Annotated in this window: 15 protein-coding genes and 1 pseudogene; 1 reads left to right on the top strand and 15 read right to left on the bottom strand. The window is 68.6% G+C overall.

Annotated elements, in window-relative coordinates:
* Positions 1-59 precede the first annotated feature (59 nt).
* The 4 genes and pseudogenes from infB to rimP all read right to left on the bottom strand — a co-directional run bounded on the left by infB (position 60) and on the right by rimP (position 6,167).
* Positions 60-3,176 (bottom strand): annotated as a pseudogene (infB, locus tag HEQ16_02585) (translation initiation factor IF-2).
* On the bottom strand, positions 3,173-3,859 hold the full coding sequence (locus HEQ16_02580; GenBank protein ID MCO4052942.1) for an RNA-binding protein: 687 nt from the start codon (positions 3,857-3,859) through the stop codon (positions 3,173-3,175). Before HEQ16_02580 ends, infB begins: the two are co-directional and overlap by 4 nt.
* A 22-nt stretch (positions 3,860-3,881) precedes the next feature.
* The gene (nusA, locus tag HEQ16_02575; protein ID MCO4052941.1) at positions 3,882-5,468 is read right to left on the bottom strand and encodes a transcription termination/antitermination protein NusA; all 1,587 of its coding nucleotides are present in this window, start codon (positions 5,466-5,468) and stop codon (positions 3,882-3,884) included.
* A 3-nt stretch (positions 5,469-5,471) separates the two neighbouring features.
* Positions 5,472-6,167 carry a ribosome maturation factor RimP gene (gene rimP, locus HEQ16_02570; GenBank protein MCO4052940.1) on the bottom strand — a complete coding sequence of 232 codons (696 nt, stop codon included), beginning with the start codon at positions 6,165-6,167 and terminating at the stop codon, positions 5,472-5,474.
* Between the two features lie 330 nt (positions 6,168-6,497).
* Between rimP and HEQ16_02565 the strand changes: the two genes are divergently transcribed.
* Positions 6,498-7,589 carry a DUF2336 domain-containing protein gene (locus tag HEQ16_02565; GenBank protein MCO4052939.1) on the top strand — a complete coding sequence of 364 codons (1,092 nt, stop codon included), beginning with the start codon at positions 6,498-6,500 and terminating at the stop codon, positions 7,587-7,589.
* Here the strand turns inward: HEQ16_02565 and trmB are convergent.
* From trmB to tsaB, 11 genes are all read right to left on the bottom strand, one after another.
* The gene (gene trmB / locus HEQ16_02560; protein MCO4052938.1) at positions 7,549-8,364 is read right to left on the bottom strand and encodes a tRNA (guanosine(46)-N7)-methyltransferase TrmB; all 816 of its coding nucleotides are present in this window, start codon (positions 8,362-8,364) and stop codon (positions 7,549-7,551) included. The genes HEQ16_02565 and trmB overlap by 41 nt on opposite strands.
* Complete coding sequence (locus HEQ16_02555; protein MCO4052937.1) at positions 8,361-9,575, bottom strand: methionine adenosyltransferase; 1,215 nt, start codon at positions 9,573-9,575, stop codon at positions 8,361-8,363. The genes trmB and HEQ16_02555 overlap by 4 nt, the downstream gene beginning before the upstream one ends.
* 198 nt (positions 9,576-9,773) lie before the next feature.
* Positions 9,774-10,199, bottom strand: coding sequence for a helix-turn-helix transcriptional regulator (locus HEQ16_02550; GenBank protein MCO4052936.1), 426 nt, complete (start codon positions 10,197-10,199; stop codon positions 9,774-9,776).
* 59 nt (positions 10,200-10,258) lie between these two features.
* Entirely contained in the window at positions 10,259-11,884 is a 1,626-nt protein-coding gene (gene lnt / locus HEQ16_02545; protein MCO4052935.1) for an apolipoprotein N-acyltransferase, read from the bottom strand.
* On the bottom strand, positions 11,884-12,885 hold the full coding sequence (locus HEQ16_02540; GenBank protein MCO4052934.1) for an HlyC/CorC family transporter: 1,002 nt from the start codon (positions 12,883-12,885) through the stop codon (positions 11,884-11,886). The genes lnt and HEQ16_02540 overlap by 1 nt, the downstream gene beginning before the upstream one ends.
* A gap of 36 nt (positions 12,886-12,921) precedes the next feature.
* On the bottom strand, positions 12,922-13,407 hold the full coding sequence (gene ybeY, locus HEQ16_02535; GenBank protein MCO4052933.1) for an rRNA maturation RNase YbeY: 486 nt from the start codon (positions 13,405-13,407) through the stop codon (positions 12,922-12,924).
* Positions 13,404-14,486 carry a PhoH family protein gene (locus HEQ16_02530; protein MCO4052932.1) on the bottom strand — a complete coding sequence of 361 codons (1,083 nt, stop codon included), beginning with the start codon at positions 14,484-14,486 and terminating at the stop codon, positions 13,404-13,406. Before HEQ16_02530 ends, ybeY begins: the two co-directional genes overlap by 4 nt.
* Before the next feature lie 83 nt (positions 14,487-14,569).
* Positions 14,570-15,949, bottom strand: coding sequence for a tRNA (N6-isopentenyl adenosine(37)-C2)-methylthiotransferase MiaB (gene miaB, locus HEQ16_02525; protein ID MCO4052931.1), 1,380 nt, complete (start codon positions 15,947-15,949; stop codon positions 14,570-14,572).
* Between the two features lie 63 nt (positions 15,950-16,012).
* Positions 16,013-16,885, bottom strand: coding sequence for a 1-acyl-sn-glycerol-3-phosphate acyltransferase (locus HEQ16_02520; GenBank protein MCO4052930.1), 873 nt, complete (start codon positions 16,883-16,885; stop codon positions 16,013-16,015).
* Positions 16,886-16,889: 4 nt separating this feature from the next.
* On the bottom strand, positions 16,890-17,378 hold the full coding sequence (locus tag HEQ16_02515; GenBank protein ID MCO4052929.1) for a GNAT family N-acetyltransferase: 489 nt from the start codon (positions 17,376-17,378) through the stop codon (positions 16,890-16,892).
* A gap of 4 nt (positions 17,379-17,382) precedes the next feature.
* Positions 17,383-18,066: a tRNA (adenosine(37)-N6)-threonylcarbamoyltransferase complex dimerization subunit type 1 TsaB gene (gene tsaB / locus HEQ16_02510; GenBank protein MCO4052928.1), complete on the bottom strand. Its 684-nt coding sequence runs from the start codon at positions 18,064-18,066 to the stop codon at positions 17,383-17,385.
* Between the last annotated feature and the right edge of the window lie 4 nt (positions 18,067-18,070).

The following is an 18,070-nucleotide window of genomic DNA, read 5'->3' as shown; positions in this document are numbered from 1 at the left end:
GTAACGGCCCGGCCCCCTCAAGGGGCCGGGTTCTGCAGAGGCTGGGCCAGGCGCAGCGATCAGAGCGTGCGCTTGATCTCCTCGATGCGGTAGCATTCCACCACGTCGCCGGCGCGGATGTCCTGATAGTTCTCGAAGGACATGCCGCATTCCTGGCCGACCTGAACCTCCTTGACGTCATCCTTGAAGCGCTTGAGCGTGGAGAGCTTGCCTTCGTGGATGACGGTGTTGTCGCGGATCAGGCGGACATGCTGGCCGCGCTCGATGGTGCCTTCAGTGACACGGCAGCCGGCGATCTTGCCGACCTTCGTGATGTTGAAGATCTCGAGCATGGTGGCCGTGCCGAGCATGGTTTCGCGCAGGGTGGGCGCAAGCAGGCCCGACATCGCCGCCTTAACGTCATCCACGAGATCGTAGATGATGTTGTAGTAGCGGATCTCGACGCCGGCCCTCTCGGCCGCCTCGCGTGCTTCCTTGTTGGCGCGGACGTTGAAGCCGATCAGCACCGCGCCCGAAGCCTGGGCGAGCGTGACATCGGATTCATTGATGCCGCCGACGCCCGAGAGCAGCACGCGGGCGCGCACCTCATCGGTGCCAAGCTTGTCGAGCGCGCCGACGATGGCCTCGACCGAGCCCTGCACGTCGCCCTTGACCAGAAGCGGGAACTCCTTGCGGCCCGCGCTGGCCTTCAGGTCGCGCATCATGTCGACGAGGCTGCGGCCAGCGCCCGACGTGCCGCGCGCGGCGGCGATGTCGCGCTTCTGGCGCATGCGGTAGTCGGTGATCTCGCGGGCGCGGGCCTCGGACTCGACGACGGCGACGCGGTCGCCTGCCTCCGGGGTGCCGTTGAAGCCGAGGACCTCGACCGGCATGGAGGGCGGAGCCTCCTTCATGGTCGCGCCGGTATCGCCGATCAGGGCGCGCACGCGGCCCCATTCGGAGCCCGCGACGATGATGTCGCCGGTGCGCAACGTGCCGCGCTGGACGAGAACCGTGGCCACGGGGCCGCGGCCGCGATCGAGCTTGGCCTCGATCACCGTGCCTTCGGCAGGGCGGTCCGGGTTCGCCGTCAGGCTCAGCAACTCGGCCTGCAGCGCAATGGCCTCAAGCAGCTTGTCGAGATTGAGGCGCGTCTTGGCCGACAGCTCGATCTCGAGCACGTCTCCGCCCAGGCTCTCCACCTGGACGCCGTGCTGGATCAGGTCGGTCTTGACCCGCTCCGGCCTTGCGTCGGGCAGATCGACCTTGTTGATCGCCACGATCAGCGGCACCCTGGCGGCCTTGGCGTGGTTGATGGCCTCGACGGTCTGGGGCATCACCGAGTCATTCGCCGCCACGACCAGCACGACGATGTCCGTGACCTTGGCCCCGCGCGCGCGCATCTGTGTGAAGGCGGCGTGGCCGGGCGTGTCGATGAAGGTGACGCGGGCGCCCGAAGGCGTCGACACCTGATAGGCGCCGATATGCTGGGTGATCCCGCCCGCCTCGCCCGAAACCACATTGGTCTTGCGGATTGCGTCGAGCAGCGAGGTCTTGCCGTGGTCGACATGGCCCATGATGGTCACGACGGCCGGGCGCGGAGCCAGCATGTCGTCCTCGTCGACGAGGTTGAACAGGCCTTCTTCCACGTCGGCTTCCGAGACGCGCTTGACCGTGTGGCCCATGTCCTCGGCGATGAGCTGGGCGGAGTCCGCATCCAGCACGTCCGTGATCTTGAGCATCTGGCCCTGCTTCATCAGGAAGCGGATGACATCGACCGCGCGTTCCGACATGCGGTTCGCGAGTTCCTGGATGGTGATCGTCTCGGGGATGATCACCTCGCGCGAGAGCTTCTCCTTGGGCTCGCTGGCAGCGCCGCGCCCGCTCATCCGCTGCACGCGGCGGCGGAAGGCCGCCACCGAGCGCATGCGCTCGGCGTCGGCATCAAGCGCGTTGGTCAGCGTCAGGCGGCCGCGGCTCTTGTCCCCGACCTTGGGGACGCGGACTTCGGTGCTGCCCGGCTTGGGCGCGCCGCCGGGACCCCGGCGCACGCCGGCGCGGTCATCATCATCGGAGCGCGGGCGACCGGCGCCAGGAGGCGCGCGGCGCGGCAAGGACAGATCGACAGGCGGCGCCTCGCCCGTGCTGGTGCGCAGCATGCGGGCGCCCGCGCCGGAGCCAAAGCCGAAGCCGCCGGACGGACGGGGACCGCGGGGTCCATCGCCTTCGGTGCGGGGGCGGAAGCCGCCTTCAGGCCGCGGACCTGCGCCTTCAGGCCGCGGGCCACGATAACCGCCCTCGGGGCGGGGACCGGAACCCTCGGTACGGGGGCGGAAGCCGCCTTCGGGACGGGGAGCGCCACCCTCGCGCGGGCGGAAGCCGCCCTCGGGGCGAGGGCCGCCAAAACCGCCTTCGGGACGGGGAGCGCGGGGTCCATCGCCCTCGCGCGCACGCAAGCCGCCCTCGGGGCGGGGACGATCGCTGCGCATGGCGGGACGTTCGCCCTCGGGGCGGGCAGGCCTGTCATCGCGCGGCGGGCGGGGAATGTCGATGCGCGGGGGACGGCCATCCATGCGGAAGGGGCGGCCATCGGTGCGTGCAGAGCCGGGGCCGGCCGCAGGCTGCGAAGAGCGCACCGGGGCAGCGTCCTCGCCCAGACGGCGCGAAGCCTCATCGCGGCCACGACGGCGGAAATCTTCCTCTGCGCGGCGACGTTCCTCGTCCTCGCGCACACGGGCGGCAGCGGCCTCGCGCTCGGCGCGTTCGCGCTCCTCGCGGGCGGCGCGGGCGCGGGCCTCTTCCTCGGCGCGGCGGCGCTCCTCGCTCTCGCGGCCACGGGAATCGGCCAAGGCGCGGGTGCGGGCATCGTGCTCATCGGCGGACAGCGTGCGCAGCACCATGCCGGCTGCCAGCTTCTGCGCGGCAGGTGGCGGAGCAGCCGCCTTCGGCGCGGCGGGGGGCGGAACAGCCGGCTGGGGAGCCGGGGCCGGTGCGGGCGGGCGGGGAGCCGGCGCAGCCTGGTGGGCACCCTCATGCGGGCCCGCGATGCGGCGCTTGACCTCGACCACGACGGATTTCGACCGTCCGTGGGAGAAGCTCTGCTTGACCGTGTTCTGTTCGACCGGACGCTTCAGCGTCAGGGTCTTGGGCGGCGACACGGTCAAGGTCTTGTCGCCGGGGTTCTTTGGATCGGTCATTCCGATGTCGGTCCTGCGGTTACATCTTTTTGAAACTCATCTGCGCCTGCGGGCATGGCTGCTTGGGGCAAGGGCCGTGTCCGGAAATGCACGAGCCGACGCCAGCGATCGAGGAATGCCCCCGACGCCGCGCCGTCTTTGAGCGCAGCGTGTATCACAAGCTCACGCCCCAAGGCTAACCCCAAATCGTGGCTGTCGAAACAATCGGCGATCGGAACTGCGGACGAATGGTCGCCATGACGCCGGCGCATGGCCTGCATCAGCTTGCGGCGACCATCCTCGGCGCCATCGGCCGCCTCAATCCAGATGGCGGGCGCGCGGGCGCCGGAGAGCGCCGCCTCGACCTTGCCGAAGCCGGTGACGAGCAGCCCGGCCTTGTTGGCGAATGACAGCGACTGGAGCGCGTCCCTGACCAGCAGCGCGTCCACCTCGTCGGCAAGGCCATCGGGCACCTCCACCGCGCTCTTGAGCGAACGCGGGAAGGCCCGTGTGCGGACCGCACGCTCCACCGCCTCGCGCGAGAGGGCCGTCCAGACGCCGCGGCCCGGCAGCTTGCGCCGGATGTCCGGCGTCAGCCGGCCATCGGGGCCCGCCACGAAGCGCAGCAGCTCCTCCACCGGGAGCGCCAGCCGCGTGGCCACGCAGCGGCGCTCGCTGTCCGGCTCGTCACGGCGCGCGCCCATCGGGGGCCCCGGCCCGGTCCGCTCAGGCTTCCGCGTTCTCGGACACGCCGTCGTCATGCGCCGGCGCCTCGATCCAGCCGGCCTTGACACGGGCCGCCATGATGACGGCCTCGGCCTCGTCGCGCGACAGGCCGAAGCTGTCGAGGAAGCCCGGGTAACGCATGGTCTCGCCCTGCTTGCGCTCGGTGTAGCCCACAAGGTCATCGGTGGCGCAGCCGGCCAGGTCCTCGACCGACCTCACCTCGTTCTCGCCCAGCGCCACCATCATGGCGGTGGTGACGCCATCGATCTCGCGCAGTTCGTCAAGCACGCCAAGCTCGCGGCGGCGGGCGTCGAACTCGGCCTCGCGCTCGGCGAGGTAGCTCAGCGCGCGGTTCTGGATCTCGGAGGCGGTGTCCTCGTCGAAGCCCTGGATGCCGGCAAGCTCGGACAGGTCGACATAGGCGACTTCCTCCACCGTGCGGAAGCCTTCCGAAGCGAGGAGCTGGCCGACCACCTCGTCCACGTTCATGGCCGACATGAACAGCTCGGTGCGCGTGACGAACTCCTTCTGGCGGCGCTCCGATTCCTCGGCTTCCGTCAGGATGTCGATGTTCCAGCCCGTGAGCTGCGAGGCGAGGCGCACATTCTGGCCGCGGCGGCCGATGGCGAGCGAGAGCTGCTCGTCGGGAACCACAACCTCGATCTTGTCGGCTTCCTCGTCGAGCACGACCTTGGCGACCTCGGCCGGCTGCAGGGCGTTGACGATGAAGGTTGCGATGTCCTGGCTCCAGGGAATGATGTCGACCTTCTCGCCCTGAAGCTCGCCGACCACCGCCTGGACGCGGCTGCCGCGCATGCCGACGCAGGCGCCGACCGGATCGATGGACGAATCCCGGCTGATGACGGCGATCTTGGCGCGGGAGCCCGGATCACGCGCGACGGCCTTGATCTCCACGATGCCGTCGTAGATTTCCGGCACTTCCTGGCCGAACAGCTTGGCCATGAACTGCGGATGGGTGCGTGACAGGAAGATCTGCGGTCCGCGCTGCTCGCGGCGCACGTCATAGACATAGGCGCGGATGCGGTCGCCGACCTTGAAGGTCTCGCGCGGGATCAGCTCGTCGCGGCGGACGATGCCTTCGCCGCGGCCCAGATCGACGAAGACGTTGCCATATTCGACGCGCTTGACCACGCCGTTGATGATGTCGCCGATGCGGTCCTTGTATTCGTCATACTGATGGTCGCGCTCGGCCTCGCGCACCTTCTGGACGATGACCTGCTTGGCGGATTGCGCGGCGATGCGGCCGAAATCGAAGGGCGGCAGCGGATCGGAGATCACGTCGCCCGGCTCGGCGGCGGGGTTCTTGCGGCGCGCCTCGGTCAGCGAGATCTGCGTGGCGTCGTTCTCCACCTGCTCGACCACCTGAAGGTGGCGCGACAGGCGCAGCTCGCCCGTCTTGGGGTGGATCTCGGCATGGACGTCGGTTTCAGCGCCGTAGCGCGAGCGGGCGGCCTTGGCGATGGCATCCTCCATCGCGCCGACCACGATCTGGCGGTCGATGGACTTCTCGCGGGCGACCGCGTCGGCGATCTGCAACAGCTCAAGGCGATTGGCGCTGACGACCATGGCTCAGTTCTCCTCGGAAGATGATGTGTCTTGAGTGGCGGACGCCGCCTGGCGACGCGCCTTCGTATCGGGTTTGCCGCCCTTGAGGCGGTTGGCCTTGAGCCGGACATCGGCCTTGCGGCGCTCCACGGCTTCGGGCTCGGGCATCGCGGGCTCGAGCCCGCTTTTGCCGCGCTTGAGCGATTCGGCGATCAGCGCGTCGCTCAGGATCAGCCGCGCCTCCGCCATGTCGGCGATGGGCAGCGACACACTGGGATCGACCCCGACCGGCGCGTCGGGCAATTCCAGCAGGGCCTGGACCCCGTTCACGCCGCGCAGGATGCCGCGATAGCGCTTGCGGCCATGGGCCGGGACCTCCATCTCGACCTTGGTGTCGAAGCCGGCCCAACGCGCGAAATCCGACGGGCGGACCAGCGGCCTGTCGATGCCCGGCGACGAAAGCTCGAGATGGTACGCAGCGGTGATCGGCTCCTCGACATCGAGGGCTGGCGACACGGCGCGGCTCACGGCCTCGCAATCGTCAACGCCCATGGAGCCGTCGGGACGCTCGGCCATGATCTGGACCGTGCAGCCGTTCTGGCCAGTGACGCGCACGCGCACCAGCCTGTAGCCGAGCTGCTCGATGACGGGCTCGACGACACCGGCGACGCGCGCGGCGACGCCGCTTTCCACAATGAGGCGCTTGTCCTGTTCGTCCATGGCCGGCAACAGTGTTTCCTGCGATTGCGTCCAGGTAAGCCCCGCACGCCGAGGCCGAAGCCTCGGGCCCGCGGCCTGCTCGCGGCAACAAAAAAGAGCGGGTCGTTTCGGACCCGCTCTTGATCGTGGCCATGAGCCTGAACCAGAGCTTTGAGGCTCTATAGGCCAAGTCGCGCAGCTTTTCAAGCAAGCTCGCTGCGCTCCTGCCGGCCAGGCCGGCGCTGGCGCGGAATTCCGGCCAAGGCTTCATAACAGGGGCTCGCCGCTAACCGATCGGTGACGGATGGCCGTTAGAATGACGACAACTCCAGAAGGGTTCGCCGTCTCCCCATGACCACCGTCAGCGCCATACTGGCTCATCTCGACAGCGCTCTTGCGTCACGCTCGGAAGAACAGAAGAATCTGACCATCGCTCGCGTGACGGATATGCTGGCCACGCGGCTGGAGGAGTATTCCGACGATCAGATCAGCGTCTTCGACGTGGTGATCGGCCGTCTGGCCGCCGGAACGTCCCTGCAGAGCCGCGTGGCGCTGGCGGACAGGCTGGCGGACCTCGCGAGGGCGCCGCACGGCGTGGTGCGACAGCTGGCGCTCGACGAGATCGTGGTGGCGCGCCCGGTGCTGACGCGCTCGCCGATTCTGACCGAGCATGATCTGGTTGCCGTGGCATCCACCAAGGGCCGGGACCACATGCTCGCGATCACAGAACGGCCGCACCTCACCGAGAACGTGACGGACTATCTCGTGGTCAAGGGCGACCGCGTGATCTCCCATGCGCTTGTCAACAACGAGACGGCGCGCTTCTCGGGCCGCGGCATGGGCCTGCTGGTGACGCGGGCCTATTCGGACGATGCGCTGCAGGTGGCGCTTGGCGCGCGCTACGACATTCCGACGGACCTGATGGTCAACCTCTCCAACGCCGCCCGCGAAAGCGCGCGCCGCAAGCTGATGAACAAGACGGCGCCGGCCGCGCTGATGAGCCGCAAGCCGCCTGCGCCCGAGACGGCGCCCGGGCTGACGCATGATCCGGCCGCCCGGGCTGCAGCGATGGAGACAATTCGGGCGCTGTCGGACAGCAAGCGCCTCGACGAGGCCGCTCTGGTGGCCTTCGCCGGCAAGGGCCAGTCCGAGGAAGCGCTGTGCGCCATCGCGACGCTGGCCGGCATTTCGGTGACGGCGGCAGAGCAGGCCCTTTGCGGCTCAGATCGCGACGCCTGCCTGGTGATCGGCAAAGCGATGGGCTGGTCCTGGCCCACCGTGCAGGCGCTCATCGGGCTTCGCCCCGCTTCCGAGCAGATGCCGCATCTGATTGGCCGCGCGCACAGCAATTTCGAGAATCTGGCCATCTCCACCGCCCAGCGCGTGTTGCAGTTCCTGCGCGTCAAGGATCAGAACGCGGCCAGGATCGCGGCGCAGGGCTGAGATGGCCGGGGGCTGGAACGCCCCCTCGGCCTCCGGCCCGGACGAAATGCAGGTAGGACGGCTGGCGGCCGGCCGCCAGCGCCTTCGCCTCATAGCGCGTGCGCACCCATCCCTCGAAGGGCGTGAGCCAGTCGCTGGCGGCACGGGCCGTCCAGCGCAGCTGCGGCTCACGCGAGAGATGAGCCAGCGTCCAGCCGGCGTAATCGTCGATGTCGGTGGCGAAGCGGAACTGGCCGCCGGGGCGCAAGGCGCGCGCCAGATGAGCCAGCGTGGTCGCTGACACGAAGCGACGCTTGCGTTGCCTGCGTTTGGGCCAGGGATCGGGATAGAACAGATCGATGCAGGCGAGCGAGGCCGCCGGCAGCCGCTCCAGAAGCGGCGCGGCATCGTCTGGCCAGAGCCTGACATTGCCGATGCCCTCGCGCGCGATCGCGGCCAGGATCTTGGCCATGCCGTTGATGAACGGCTCGCAGCCGATGAAGCCGACCTCCGGCTGGGCCCGCGCCGCAGCGAGAAGATGCTCGCCGCCGCCGAAGCCGATCTCGAGGCGCACCTCGCGCACCGGCTGCGCAAACAAAGCCTCAAGCCTTTCGGGCAGAGGCGTCGGCAAGGTCAGCTGCGGCAGCAAGGTGGCGAACAGGTCAGCCTGTCCGCCGCGCAGCTTCTTGGCCTTGCGCCGTCCGAAAAAGGCGCCCGACGCCGCATCGGCGCCGTCGGGACCATCCCGGCGCCGGGCGCGCGGGCTTTCGGGGCCGGGCTCGCGCTTCGCCGTCATCCGGCGATGGCGGCCTTCAGGGTCCTGGCGAGATCGGTGCGCTCCCACGAGAAGCCCCCGTCGCGCGTCGCCTTGCGGCCGAAATGGCCATAGGCGGCGGTGCGCGCATAGATCGGCTTGTTGAGGCCGAGATGATTGCGGATGCCGCGGGGCGACAGATCCATGATCTCGGGCAGCACCTTCTCGAGCATGGCCTCGGTGACCTTGCCCCTGGCGGTGCCGTGCAGGTCCACATAGACAGAGAGCGGCCTGGACACGCCGATCGCGTAGGAGACCTGGATGGTGCAGCGGTCGGCGAGGCCGGCGGCCACGACGTTCTTGGCGAGATAGCGCGCGGCATAGGCGGCGGAGCGGTCCACCTTCGTGGGATCCTTGCCCGAGAAGGCGCCGCCGCCATGGGGGGCCGCGCCGCCATAGGTGTCGACGATGATCTTGCGGCCCGTGAGGCCGGCGTCGCCATCCGGTCCGCCGATCACGAAGGCGCCGGTGGGATTGACGTGCCAGATGGTGTCCTTGGTGATCCAGCCCTCGGGCAGGGTCTCGCGGATGATCGGCTCGACGATCTTCTGCACATCCTTCGAGCTGAGCCTGGCGTCGAGATGCTGGGTCGACAGCACGATCTGCGTCACGCCCACGGCCTTGCCGTCCTCGTAGCGCACGGTCACCTGGCTCTTGGCATCGGGGCCGAGCTTTTCACAGCCGCGCTCGCCCTTGTGTCGGAGGGCCGACAGAACCTCGAGAATCTTGTGGGCGTAAAAGATCGGGGCGGGCATGAGCTCCGGCGTCTCGCGACAGGCATAGCCGAACATGATGCCCTGGTCGCCGGCGCCCTCATCCTTGTTGCCCGAGGCATCGACGCCCTGCGCGATGTGCGCGGACTGCGGATGCAGCAACACGTCGATCTTCGCCTTCTTCCAGTGGAAGCCATCCTGCTCGTAGCCAATGGCGCGGATCGCCTTGCGGGCGGCGCTCTTGACCTTCGACTTCATCGCCTTCTCGTCGAGCGAGGTGCGGACTTCGCCGGCGATCACGACGCGGTTGGTGGTGGCGAGCGTCTCGCAGGCCACGCGCACCTGGCTGGCATCCATGCCGGCCTTGGCAGCCTCGCGGAAGAACAGGTCCACGACCTCGTCGGAGATCCGGTCGCACACCTTGTCCGGGTGGCCTTCGGAGACCGACTCACTGGTGAAAAGATAGCTCGAGCGGGCCACGGCGCGTCCTCTGGGCTGATGGTGGGAAAGGGTGATGGGCGGGGGTCAACTTGTTGCGCACAGGGCACAACGGCGCGCGCTTCTGCCAGCAAGAGGGCGTTTCGTCAAGCGCGTCGGCTGAAAAAACGGACGTTCGTTCGTCATGGCGAACATGGCCTTGGCCATCGGGTCCTGCTGGACAACTGGCCAGGACCGCGATCAAGGTCTGGCCGGCTGGCTGGAGGCCAGGGTTTCGACCAGATCGATCAGACGCCTTCGCACCTGGGGATCGGCGATCTTGACGAAGGCGCGGGTCAGCTGGACGCCTTCGGATGTGGCCATGAAATCGGAGACGAAGCTCGGCTGCGGCATGTCGCCGAATCCGGCCGCCGCGCCGATCTCGCCTGAGGGGGAGCCGTCGAAGAAGAACTCGACCGGAACGCCAAGGATCTTGGCGATCTGCTGCAGGCGGCTGGCGCCGATGCGGTTGGCGCCCTTCTCGTATTTCTGGATCTGCTGGAAGGTGATGCCGAGCGCCTCGCCAAGCCGTTCCTGGCTCATGGACACCAGAAGACGCCGCATCCTGACGCGGGCGCCGACATGCTTGTCGATCGGGTTCGGTATTTTCTTCGGCGGCACGGACATGATCAGCGCAAAACCTCTTCCCCGGCCGCGGGCTCCTTCGCCCCAGCGACCTTCCTCATTCAATGCTCATGAGCCCGGCGTCGCACCCTGGCAGCCGCCGCGACTGCCAGGCAAAATCCGATCATCAGGCCGGCAATCAGGTTGCCAACTCGCGAAAAGGTTGTAGGGCCGATTGCCACCGGAAGTCCAGTGTCCAGAACCCCGTCAATACCAAGGGGGAGGCTGCCGATTACGCGGCCGTAGGCATCGACAACGCTGGATATTCCATTGTTGGCGGCGCGGATCATCGGCAGACCTTCCTCGATGGTCCGCAGCCTCGCCTGCTGGGCGTGCTGGTAGGGACCCGGAGTCACGCCGAACCAGGCATCGTTGGTGACATTGAGCATGAGCCGGGGTGCGGCCAGAGCGTCACCACCGGCCTCGGGCATCACCGCGCCGGGAAAGATGGCCTCGTAGCAGATGCTGGCCACAACGGGGGGCAGGCCCGGTATCTCAAGCGTCGCGCGCGCCGGGGCAGCGGTGAAGCCGCCGGGAATCGCCACGAAGGCGGTGAGCCCCAGCCCATGCAGCAGGCTCTGGAACGGGGCGGGGAGATACTCGCCGAACGGCACCAGATGGCGCTTGTCATAAGCGGCCACGATGCCGCCCGTGCGGGTGATCACCTGGATGGAATTGTAGATCGGCGGCTGGGCTTCGCCCGGCAGGACCGCACCAGCCCGCGCCGCGCCGGTGACGAGCGTGACGTTCGGTGGCAGCGCGGCGGTGATCATCGCCAGCGCCTGGGGAGACTGCCCCAACAGGAAGGGAAAGGCCGATTCGGGCCAGATCAGATGGGTGACATCCTGAAGCCCGAGCGTGCGCGGCGTGGTCGCACGATCGGAGAGCGCCAGATAGCCCTCGAGGATCTCGCGCCCCTTCTCGGGCCGGAACTTGTCATCCTGCGGCAGGTTCGGCTGCATGATCCGCAGCTTGACCCCGGTCACGAGCGGGCTCTGCGCGGCCGGGATGCGCTGCCAGCCGAAAAGCCCCATGCCCGCGAGCAGCGCGACGGCACAGGCGCCGGCCAGCCAGCGGCGCGCGCCCGGCCCTGCCGTCACGAGCACCGCCGGGGTCGCCGCCAGCGCCACCGCGAGCACGGTCAGCCCGTGCAGGCCGATCATCGAGGCGGTCTGCGCCAGATAGAGGTTCTCGGCCAGCGCCTGGCCATAGGCATTCCAGGGAAAGCCGGTGAACAGCGCCCCCCGCGCGAATTCGCTGAGCCCGAGCGCGCCCGCCAGCGCGCCGATGCGGCCAAGGCCAGGGCGCCACAGCAGCTGCGCCAGCACAAAGCCGAAAGCCGGGAACATGGCGAGGACCATGGGCAGACCCAGCACGCCCATCGGCATCGCCCACAAAAAGCGGTCGGCCTCGACGAGGAAGGCCGAGCCGAGCCACCACAGCCCGGAGAGGAAATAGCCCAGGCCCCAGAACCAGCCATCAAGCATGGCATGGCCGAGCCTTCGCAGCCGCGAGGGCGAAGCGACGCCATCGAGCAGCCAGACCGCCGCAGAGAAGGGGATGACCAGAAGCGGCCACAGGCCGAACGGCGCGAGCGTGAGCGCGCCGGCTGCGCCGCAGGCCAGGGCGATCAGCCTGCGCCGCCAGCCCCAGCTCAGCATCACCGCTTCGGCAAGGCGAAAGAGCATCACCCGCTCCGGTCGGGCGCATCTGGCGAGGCGCCATTGCCCGAGATGGCCACGGCGCTTGGCCGATGGATCCTGACGCGCTTGATGCGGCGCGGATCGGCATCCAGGATCTCGAATTCGAGGCCGTCAGGACCCTTGATCAGTTCGCCCCGGGCGGGAACCCGCCCTGCGATGCTGACGATCAGGCCTCCGAGCGTGTCGACATCCTCGGCCTGCCGGGCCGAAACCAGATCGACGCCCAGCGCCTCGGACATGTCCTCCAGCGGCGCACGGGCGTCGGCAGCGATACGTCCGTCGGCGAGGCGGGTGAATCCCGCGCTTTCCGCCTCGTCGTGCTCGTCCTCTATGTCGCCGACAACGATCTCGACGAGATCCTCGATCGAGACAAGACCGTCGGTGCCGCCATACTCATCGATGACCAGCGCCATGTGGGTCCGGGTCGCCTGCATGCGCACCAGAAGGTCAACGGCCGGCATCGAGGCGGGCACGTAGAGCACGGGCCTGAGGATGCGCGCGCTGGCCAGCGTGGCGGACAAATCGACAGCGCCCAGATCGAGGCTGGCGCCTTCGCCGGCTCCTGCCTTGCGGCGGCGCTTGCGGCTGGCCTCGGCCCGGGCGGCGATGAAGTCGATGAAATCGCGGATATGGACCATGCCGCGCGGATCATCGAGCGACTCGCCATAAACCGGCAGGCGCGAATGGCCTGCGGTGCGGAACTGGCCCAGAAGATCGCCCAGCGAGATGTCCGCCGGCGCGGCCACGATGTCGGCGCGGGGGATCATCACGTCCTCGACACGCTTGGTGCGCAGGCTCAGCACATTGGAGAGCATCGCGCGTTCCTGGGGCGACAGCTCCGAGTCGCGCCCGTTCTGCGCGAGGGCTCCCTCGATCTCGTCGCGAAGGGTGGGGCCGCCCCTGAGCTTGAGGGCTCCAAGGAGGCGGGCGATCACGCCGGCCTGTGAGGGCGATGGGCGGTCGCTGGTTCGACTGTCGTCGGTCATGGCGGGGTGTGGAATGGCCCGATCTGGCCCGCCTCGTCAAGATTTATCGGCATAAGGATCAGGAATCGCAAGCAAGGCGAGGATGCGCCGCTCCAGATCCTCCATCGCCTCGGCGTCGGCGTCGGTGTCATGGTCGTGGCCGAGCAGGTGCAGGAAACCGTGCACCACCAGGTGGGTGAGGTGATGCGGCAGCGGCTTGTCTTCTTCGGCGGCCTCGGCGTTCACGGTCTCGAAGGCGATCACGATGTCGCCCAGCATGGGGGCGGAGGCAATCCTGTCCCGAGCCGCCGCAGGAAAGGACAGGACGTTGGTCGGCTTGTCCTTCTTGCGCCACAGGCGGTTGAGTTCGCGCACCTGGGCATCGTCTGTGAGCAGCACGCTGACCTCCGCGCCCGTGCGCAGCGCGATCCCCGCCTGGGCGGCGCTGGCCTCGATGGCAGCGAGGACCAGCGCCTCCGCATCCGGAACAGCCGCCCAGCCAGCGCTCTCGATGGCGATGTCTGCCGCAGGGCCCTCGCTCAACGCGGCGCTCCCCTGTCGGGAGACGGCGCCACCACGGCCTCGCGCGCGGCGTCCTCATAGGCCTTGACGATCTTGCGCACGAGATCGTGGCGCACCACGTCGCCCTCGCGGAAGGTGACATGGCCGATGCCCTCGACGCCGGAGAGCAGGCGCACGGCCTCGACCAGGCCGGATTTCTGCTGGGGCGGCAGGTCAATCTGCGTCGGGTCGCCCGTGACGATCATGCGCGAGCCTTCGCCGAGGCGGGTGAGGAACATCTTCATCTGCATGGTCGTGGTGTTCTGCGCCTCGTCGAGCAGCACCACGGCGTTGGTGAGCGTGCGCCCGCGCATGAATGCCAGCGGCGCTATCTCGATCATGCCGGTCTGCAGGGCCCGCTCGACATTGCGCGCCTCCATGAAATCATAGAGCGCGTCGTAGATCGGCCGCAGATAGGGGTCGACCTTCTCGCGCATGTCGCCGGGCAGGAAGCCGATGCGCTCGCCGGCCTCGACTGCGGGGCGCGACAGGATCATGCGCTCCACCACGCCCTGCTCGATCAGGGACACGGCATGGCCCACGGCAAGCCAGGTCTTGCCCGTGCCGGCAGGACCTTCGGCGAAGACCAGTTCGTTGCGCTTCATGGCGCGCAGATAAGCGTCCTGCGCCACGGAGCGTGCCCGGACCGGGCCGCGCTTGCGCGTGACGACCGCATCGAAGGACAGGCCATTGGCCGTGTTCGGCGCCGGAAAGAGCGAGCGCTGCTGGGCGCTCTCCTCGATCGCGCCATCGACATCGCCGGGGCTGATCGCCGCGCCATGCCGGGCGCGCGCATAGAGCGCCTGGAGCACGCGGCGCCCCTGTTCGGCGGTGTCGGGAGGTCCCTTCAGCAGGACATGGTTGCCATTGGCGTGGGCGACGAGCTGGAGGCGCCGTTCGAGATGGGCCAGGTTCTGGTCGTATTGACCGAAGACGACGCCGGCGAGGCGATTATCCTCGAAGGTCAGCGAAACCTCGGCAGTTTCCCGCACCGGAGCGGGAGAGGGGGAAACCGAGGGGCGGATCAAGCCCTTGTTGGGCGACAGATCAGACCGTGCCAAGCGTGCTGTTCTCCTGAGCCAAGCATCGAAAGCGTTGCAACCGTTCCTGGATAGCTTTGTTCCTCAGCCGCGCGCGGGGCGAATCACGCCGGCACTGCGTCAGCTTCGCACGGCTGTCCGGCGGGCGAAACGGGCTGGCCGAACAGCGAATTTGTGGACCTGGCCACAATCTCCACCGCCACCATGTCGCCCGGATGACAGCCTTCGCCGTCAATCTGCACGGTCTGGAGCCAGGGGGTCTTTCCTGTGAGCTGACCCGGCTGGCGGCCCTTGCGCTCGAGCAGGATCTCGGTCTGGCGGCCGATCATCGCGGCGTTGAATTCCTGCCTGTGCTCCTCGACGCGCGCCTGCAGGCGGGCGAGCCGCTCGGTCTTGACCGCCTCGGGCACCTGGTCGCCGGATTCGGCCGCCGGCGTGCCGGGCCTGACCGAGTACTTGAAGGAAAAGCTCGAGGCGAAGCGCACATCGTCGATCAACCGCATCGTGTCCTCGAAGTCGGCGTCCGTCTCGCCGGGGAAGCCCACGATGAAATCGGATGACAGCGCGATGTCGCCGCGTGCCTGCTTCACCTTGTCGATCACGCGGCGGTAGGCGTCGGCGGTGTGCTTGCGGTTCATCGCCGCGAGCACGCGGTCGGAGCCCGACTGCACGGGAAGATGCAGATACGGCATCAAGGCCGGCAGGTCGCGATGCGCCGCGACCAGGCCCTCGTCCATGTCGTTGGGATGGCTTGTGGTGTAACGCAGCCTGGCGACGCCCGGGATCCCGGCCAGCCGCTCGAGGAGCCGCCAGAGCGGCCACACGCGCCCGTCGGGGCCTTCGCCATGATAGGCATTGACGTTCTGCCCGATGACGGTGAGTTCACGCACGCCGGCCGCCGCGAGGGCAGACGCCTCGTCAAGAATGCGCGCGACCGGCCGCGAGACCTCCGCGCCGCGCGTATAGGGCACGACGCAGAAGGCGCAGAACTTGTCGCAGCCTTCCTGCACCGTGAGGAAGGCGGTGACCCCTCGCGAGCGGGTGCGGGCCAAGTCCGGCGCCGGCAGCACGGAGAACTTGTCCTCGACCGGAAACTCGGTGTCGACCACGCGCCGGGATGCGGCTTCGGCGAGCAGGGCCGGCAGGCGATGATAGCTCTGCGGGCCCACCACGAGATCCACCGCCGTCTGGCGCCGCTGGATCTCCGCGCCTTCCGCCTGCGCCACGCAGCCGGCGACGACGATGCGCGTGCCAAGGCCAAGCTCGGCGCGAGCGTCCTTGACCTCGCGCACGCGGCCAAGCTCGGAATAGACCTTGTCGACGGCCTTCTCGCGGATGTGGCAGGTGTTGAGGATGACGAGATCCGCATCCTCCTGCCGGGCGGTCTCGACGAAGCCTTCGGGCGCCAGCACATCGGCCATGCGCTGCCCGTCATAGACGTTCATCTGGCAGCCATAGGATTTGATGAACAGCTTCCGGGACATCGCCTTGGGGCATCCTTTCTGAGCGGGCTCAAGGCCCCGTGATAGGCGCGAAGACGCCGCGGTTCAATCGGCGGACCTTGAATCGCGGCTGCGTCCGGTGAAATGGGTTACGGCGGCCCGCTTGATCGCCTGCTCGGCGAGGCGCGCGACCTCCTTGCGGGAATGCCCGCGGCCCATGCGGATGGGCTCGCCCCAGATCAGGCGCACATCGATCGGGCCTCCCGACAGAACGTCGCGCACATGCGGGCCCAGCGCCATGTCGCCATACCAGGCGAGGCGCGCGCGGCCGGCGCGGCCGCCGGGGATGCCATGCTGGCCCATGTAGAGCACGGCGAGCGGCTGCACCGTGATCTCGCCCTCGCCATCGGGGCCAAGGGCTTCCTTGACCGCGCCAAGCAATGACGAGCGGAAGGGCTTGATGCGCGAGCCATCGCTCGTGGTGCCCTCGGCAAAGAGCACCATGCTGTCGCCGTTCATCAGGCGCGCGCCCATCTGGGAGGCCGTGGCGGCCGTGGCGGCGCGGCGGGAGCGGTCGACGAAGATGGTGTCCTGCAGGCGGGCCAGCATGCCCACCCCCGGCCAGCCCGCGATCTCGGACTTGGCGATGAAGGACAGGGGCTGCTGCGAGCCGATCACGGAAATGTCGAGCCATGAGATGTGGTTCGCGACGACCAATGTACGCGAGAGCCTGGCCGGCGGCATGCCATCGACCACAAAGCGCACACCCATGATGCGGCAGACCATGCGGTGGAAAAGGCGCGGGATGACATGGCTGCGGCGCGGCATGGCCTTCGCCACCAGCATCTGCGCCGGGACCAGCGGCATGGCCGCAAGGCCGATGAGGCCGAGGCGCGCCACGGCCTTGGCGGTCCAGCGGCTGCCCGGCAGCACGGCCGGAGCGGGTCGCGCCTCGGCGGACAGATCGGAATGCGTCATGACCTCAACCCAGATCGCGGCGCATGATCAGCGCCAGCGCCCGTGACCCATCCGGGCGCGCATAATAGCCAGGCCTTTCACCCACCTGCACAAAGCCGAAGCGGCGGTAAAGCGCGAGGGCCGGCTTGTTGCCGGATTCGACTTCCAGGAACAGCCGCGCAATGCCGCGACGCTCGAGATTATGCAAGTGGCGGTCGAGAAGCATGCGCCCAAGGCCACGGCCGCGCTCGCTTGCATCGACGCAGATGGTGAGGACCTCGGCCTCGTCCGCCGCCAGGCGGGACAACACGAAGGCGCTGGGCTGGCGCGCATCGCCGGAGAACAAGCCGTCCCCCAGCGTCGCAGGATCGGTGAGCATGCGCGACAGTTCCGGCATGTCCCAACCATGCGCGAAGCTCTCGCCATGCAGGCGCGCCATGCCGGGCGCGTGCGCCGGTCCCAGCGCCTCGATGTTCAGCCGGGCTCGTCCGAACAGGCGTTCCAGCAGCTTCATCGGGTCACTGCCGCGCCAACCTGCCATTGTCCTGGGGCTGGGCGTCGGCGGCCCGCAGGTAAAGCGGGCGCGGCGCGGCCGTCGCTGGATCGGCCACCAGGCCCAGCCGGGCGACCCAGAGAATGCCCGGCCCTGGCGAGTTGTCCACCACAACGGCATCGAGCCCGATCGACCAGGCCGCCTGCGCCACCTGCGTGGCGCCCGAGCCGGCCAGGCTGACCGGGCCTGCGCCGATCAGCCGGACGGCGTCCCTGCAGCTGCACTGGCAGGCCGGGCCGAGCGCCACGCCGCCGGGCGCGATGGCCTGAAAATAGACAGTGCCGTGACGGGCGTCGATGGCGGCCGCAGCAATGCGCCCGGCCTCGCGCCCCATCATGGCCGCGCAATAGGCTGCCAGCGTGCTGACCCCCACCACCGGCAATGCGGCGGACAGGCCGATGGCCCGCGCCGCTGACAGGCCCACGCGCAATCCCGTGAAGCTGCCGGGACCGACCGTGACCGCCACGCGCGAGAGCGAGGAAAAGCCGCCATCGACGCGTTCCATCACCCGCGCCAGCATCGGCATCAGCGCTTCGGCATGGCCGCGCTCGAGAAGAAGCTGCTCGGCGGCGAGCGGCTCCGACGCGCCCGATTCCAGGACGCAGGCGGCGCAGGAGCCAAGCGCGGTGTCGATCGCCAGGATGCGCATCGGC

The sequence above is a fragment of the Bosea sp. (in: a-proteobacteria) genome (genome assembly GCA_023910605.1).
Taxonomy (GTDB): Bacteria; Pseudomonadota; Alphaproteobacteria; order Rhizobiales; family Beijerinckiaceae; genus Allobosea.
This window is presented reverse-complemented; position numbering and strand designations above follow the sequence as displayed.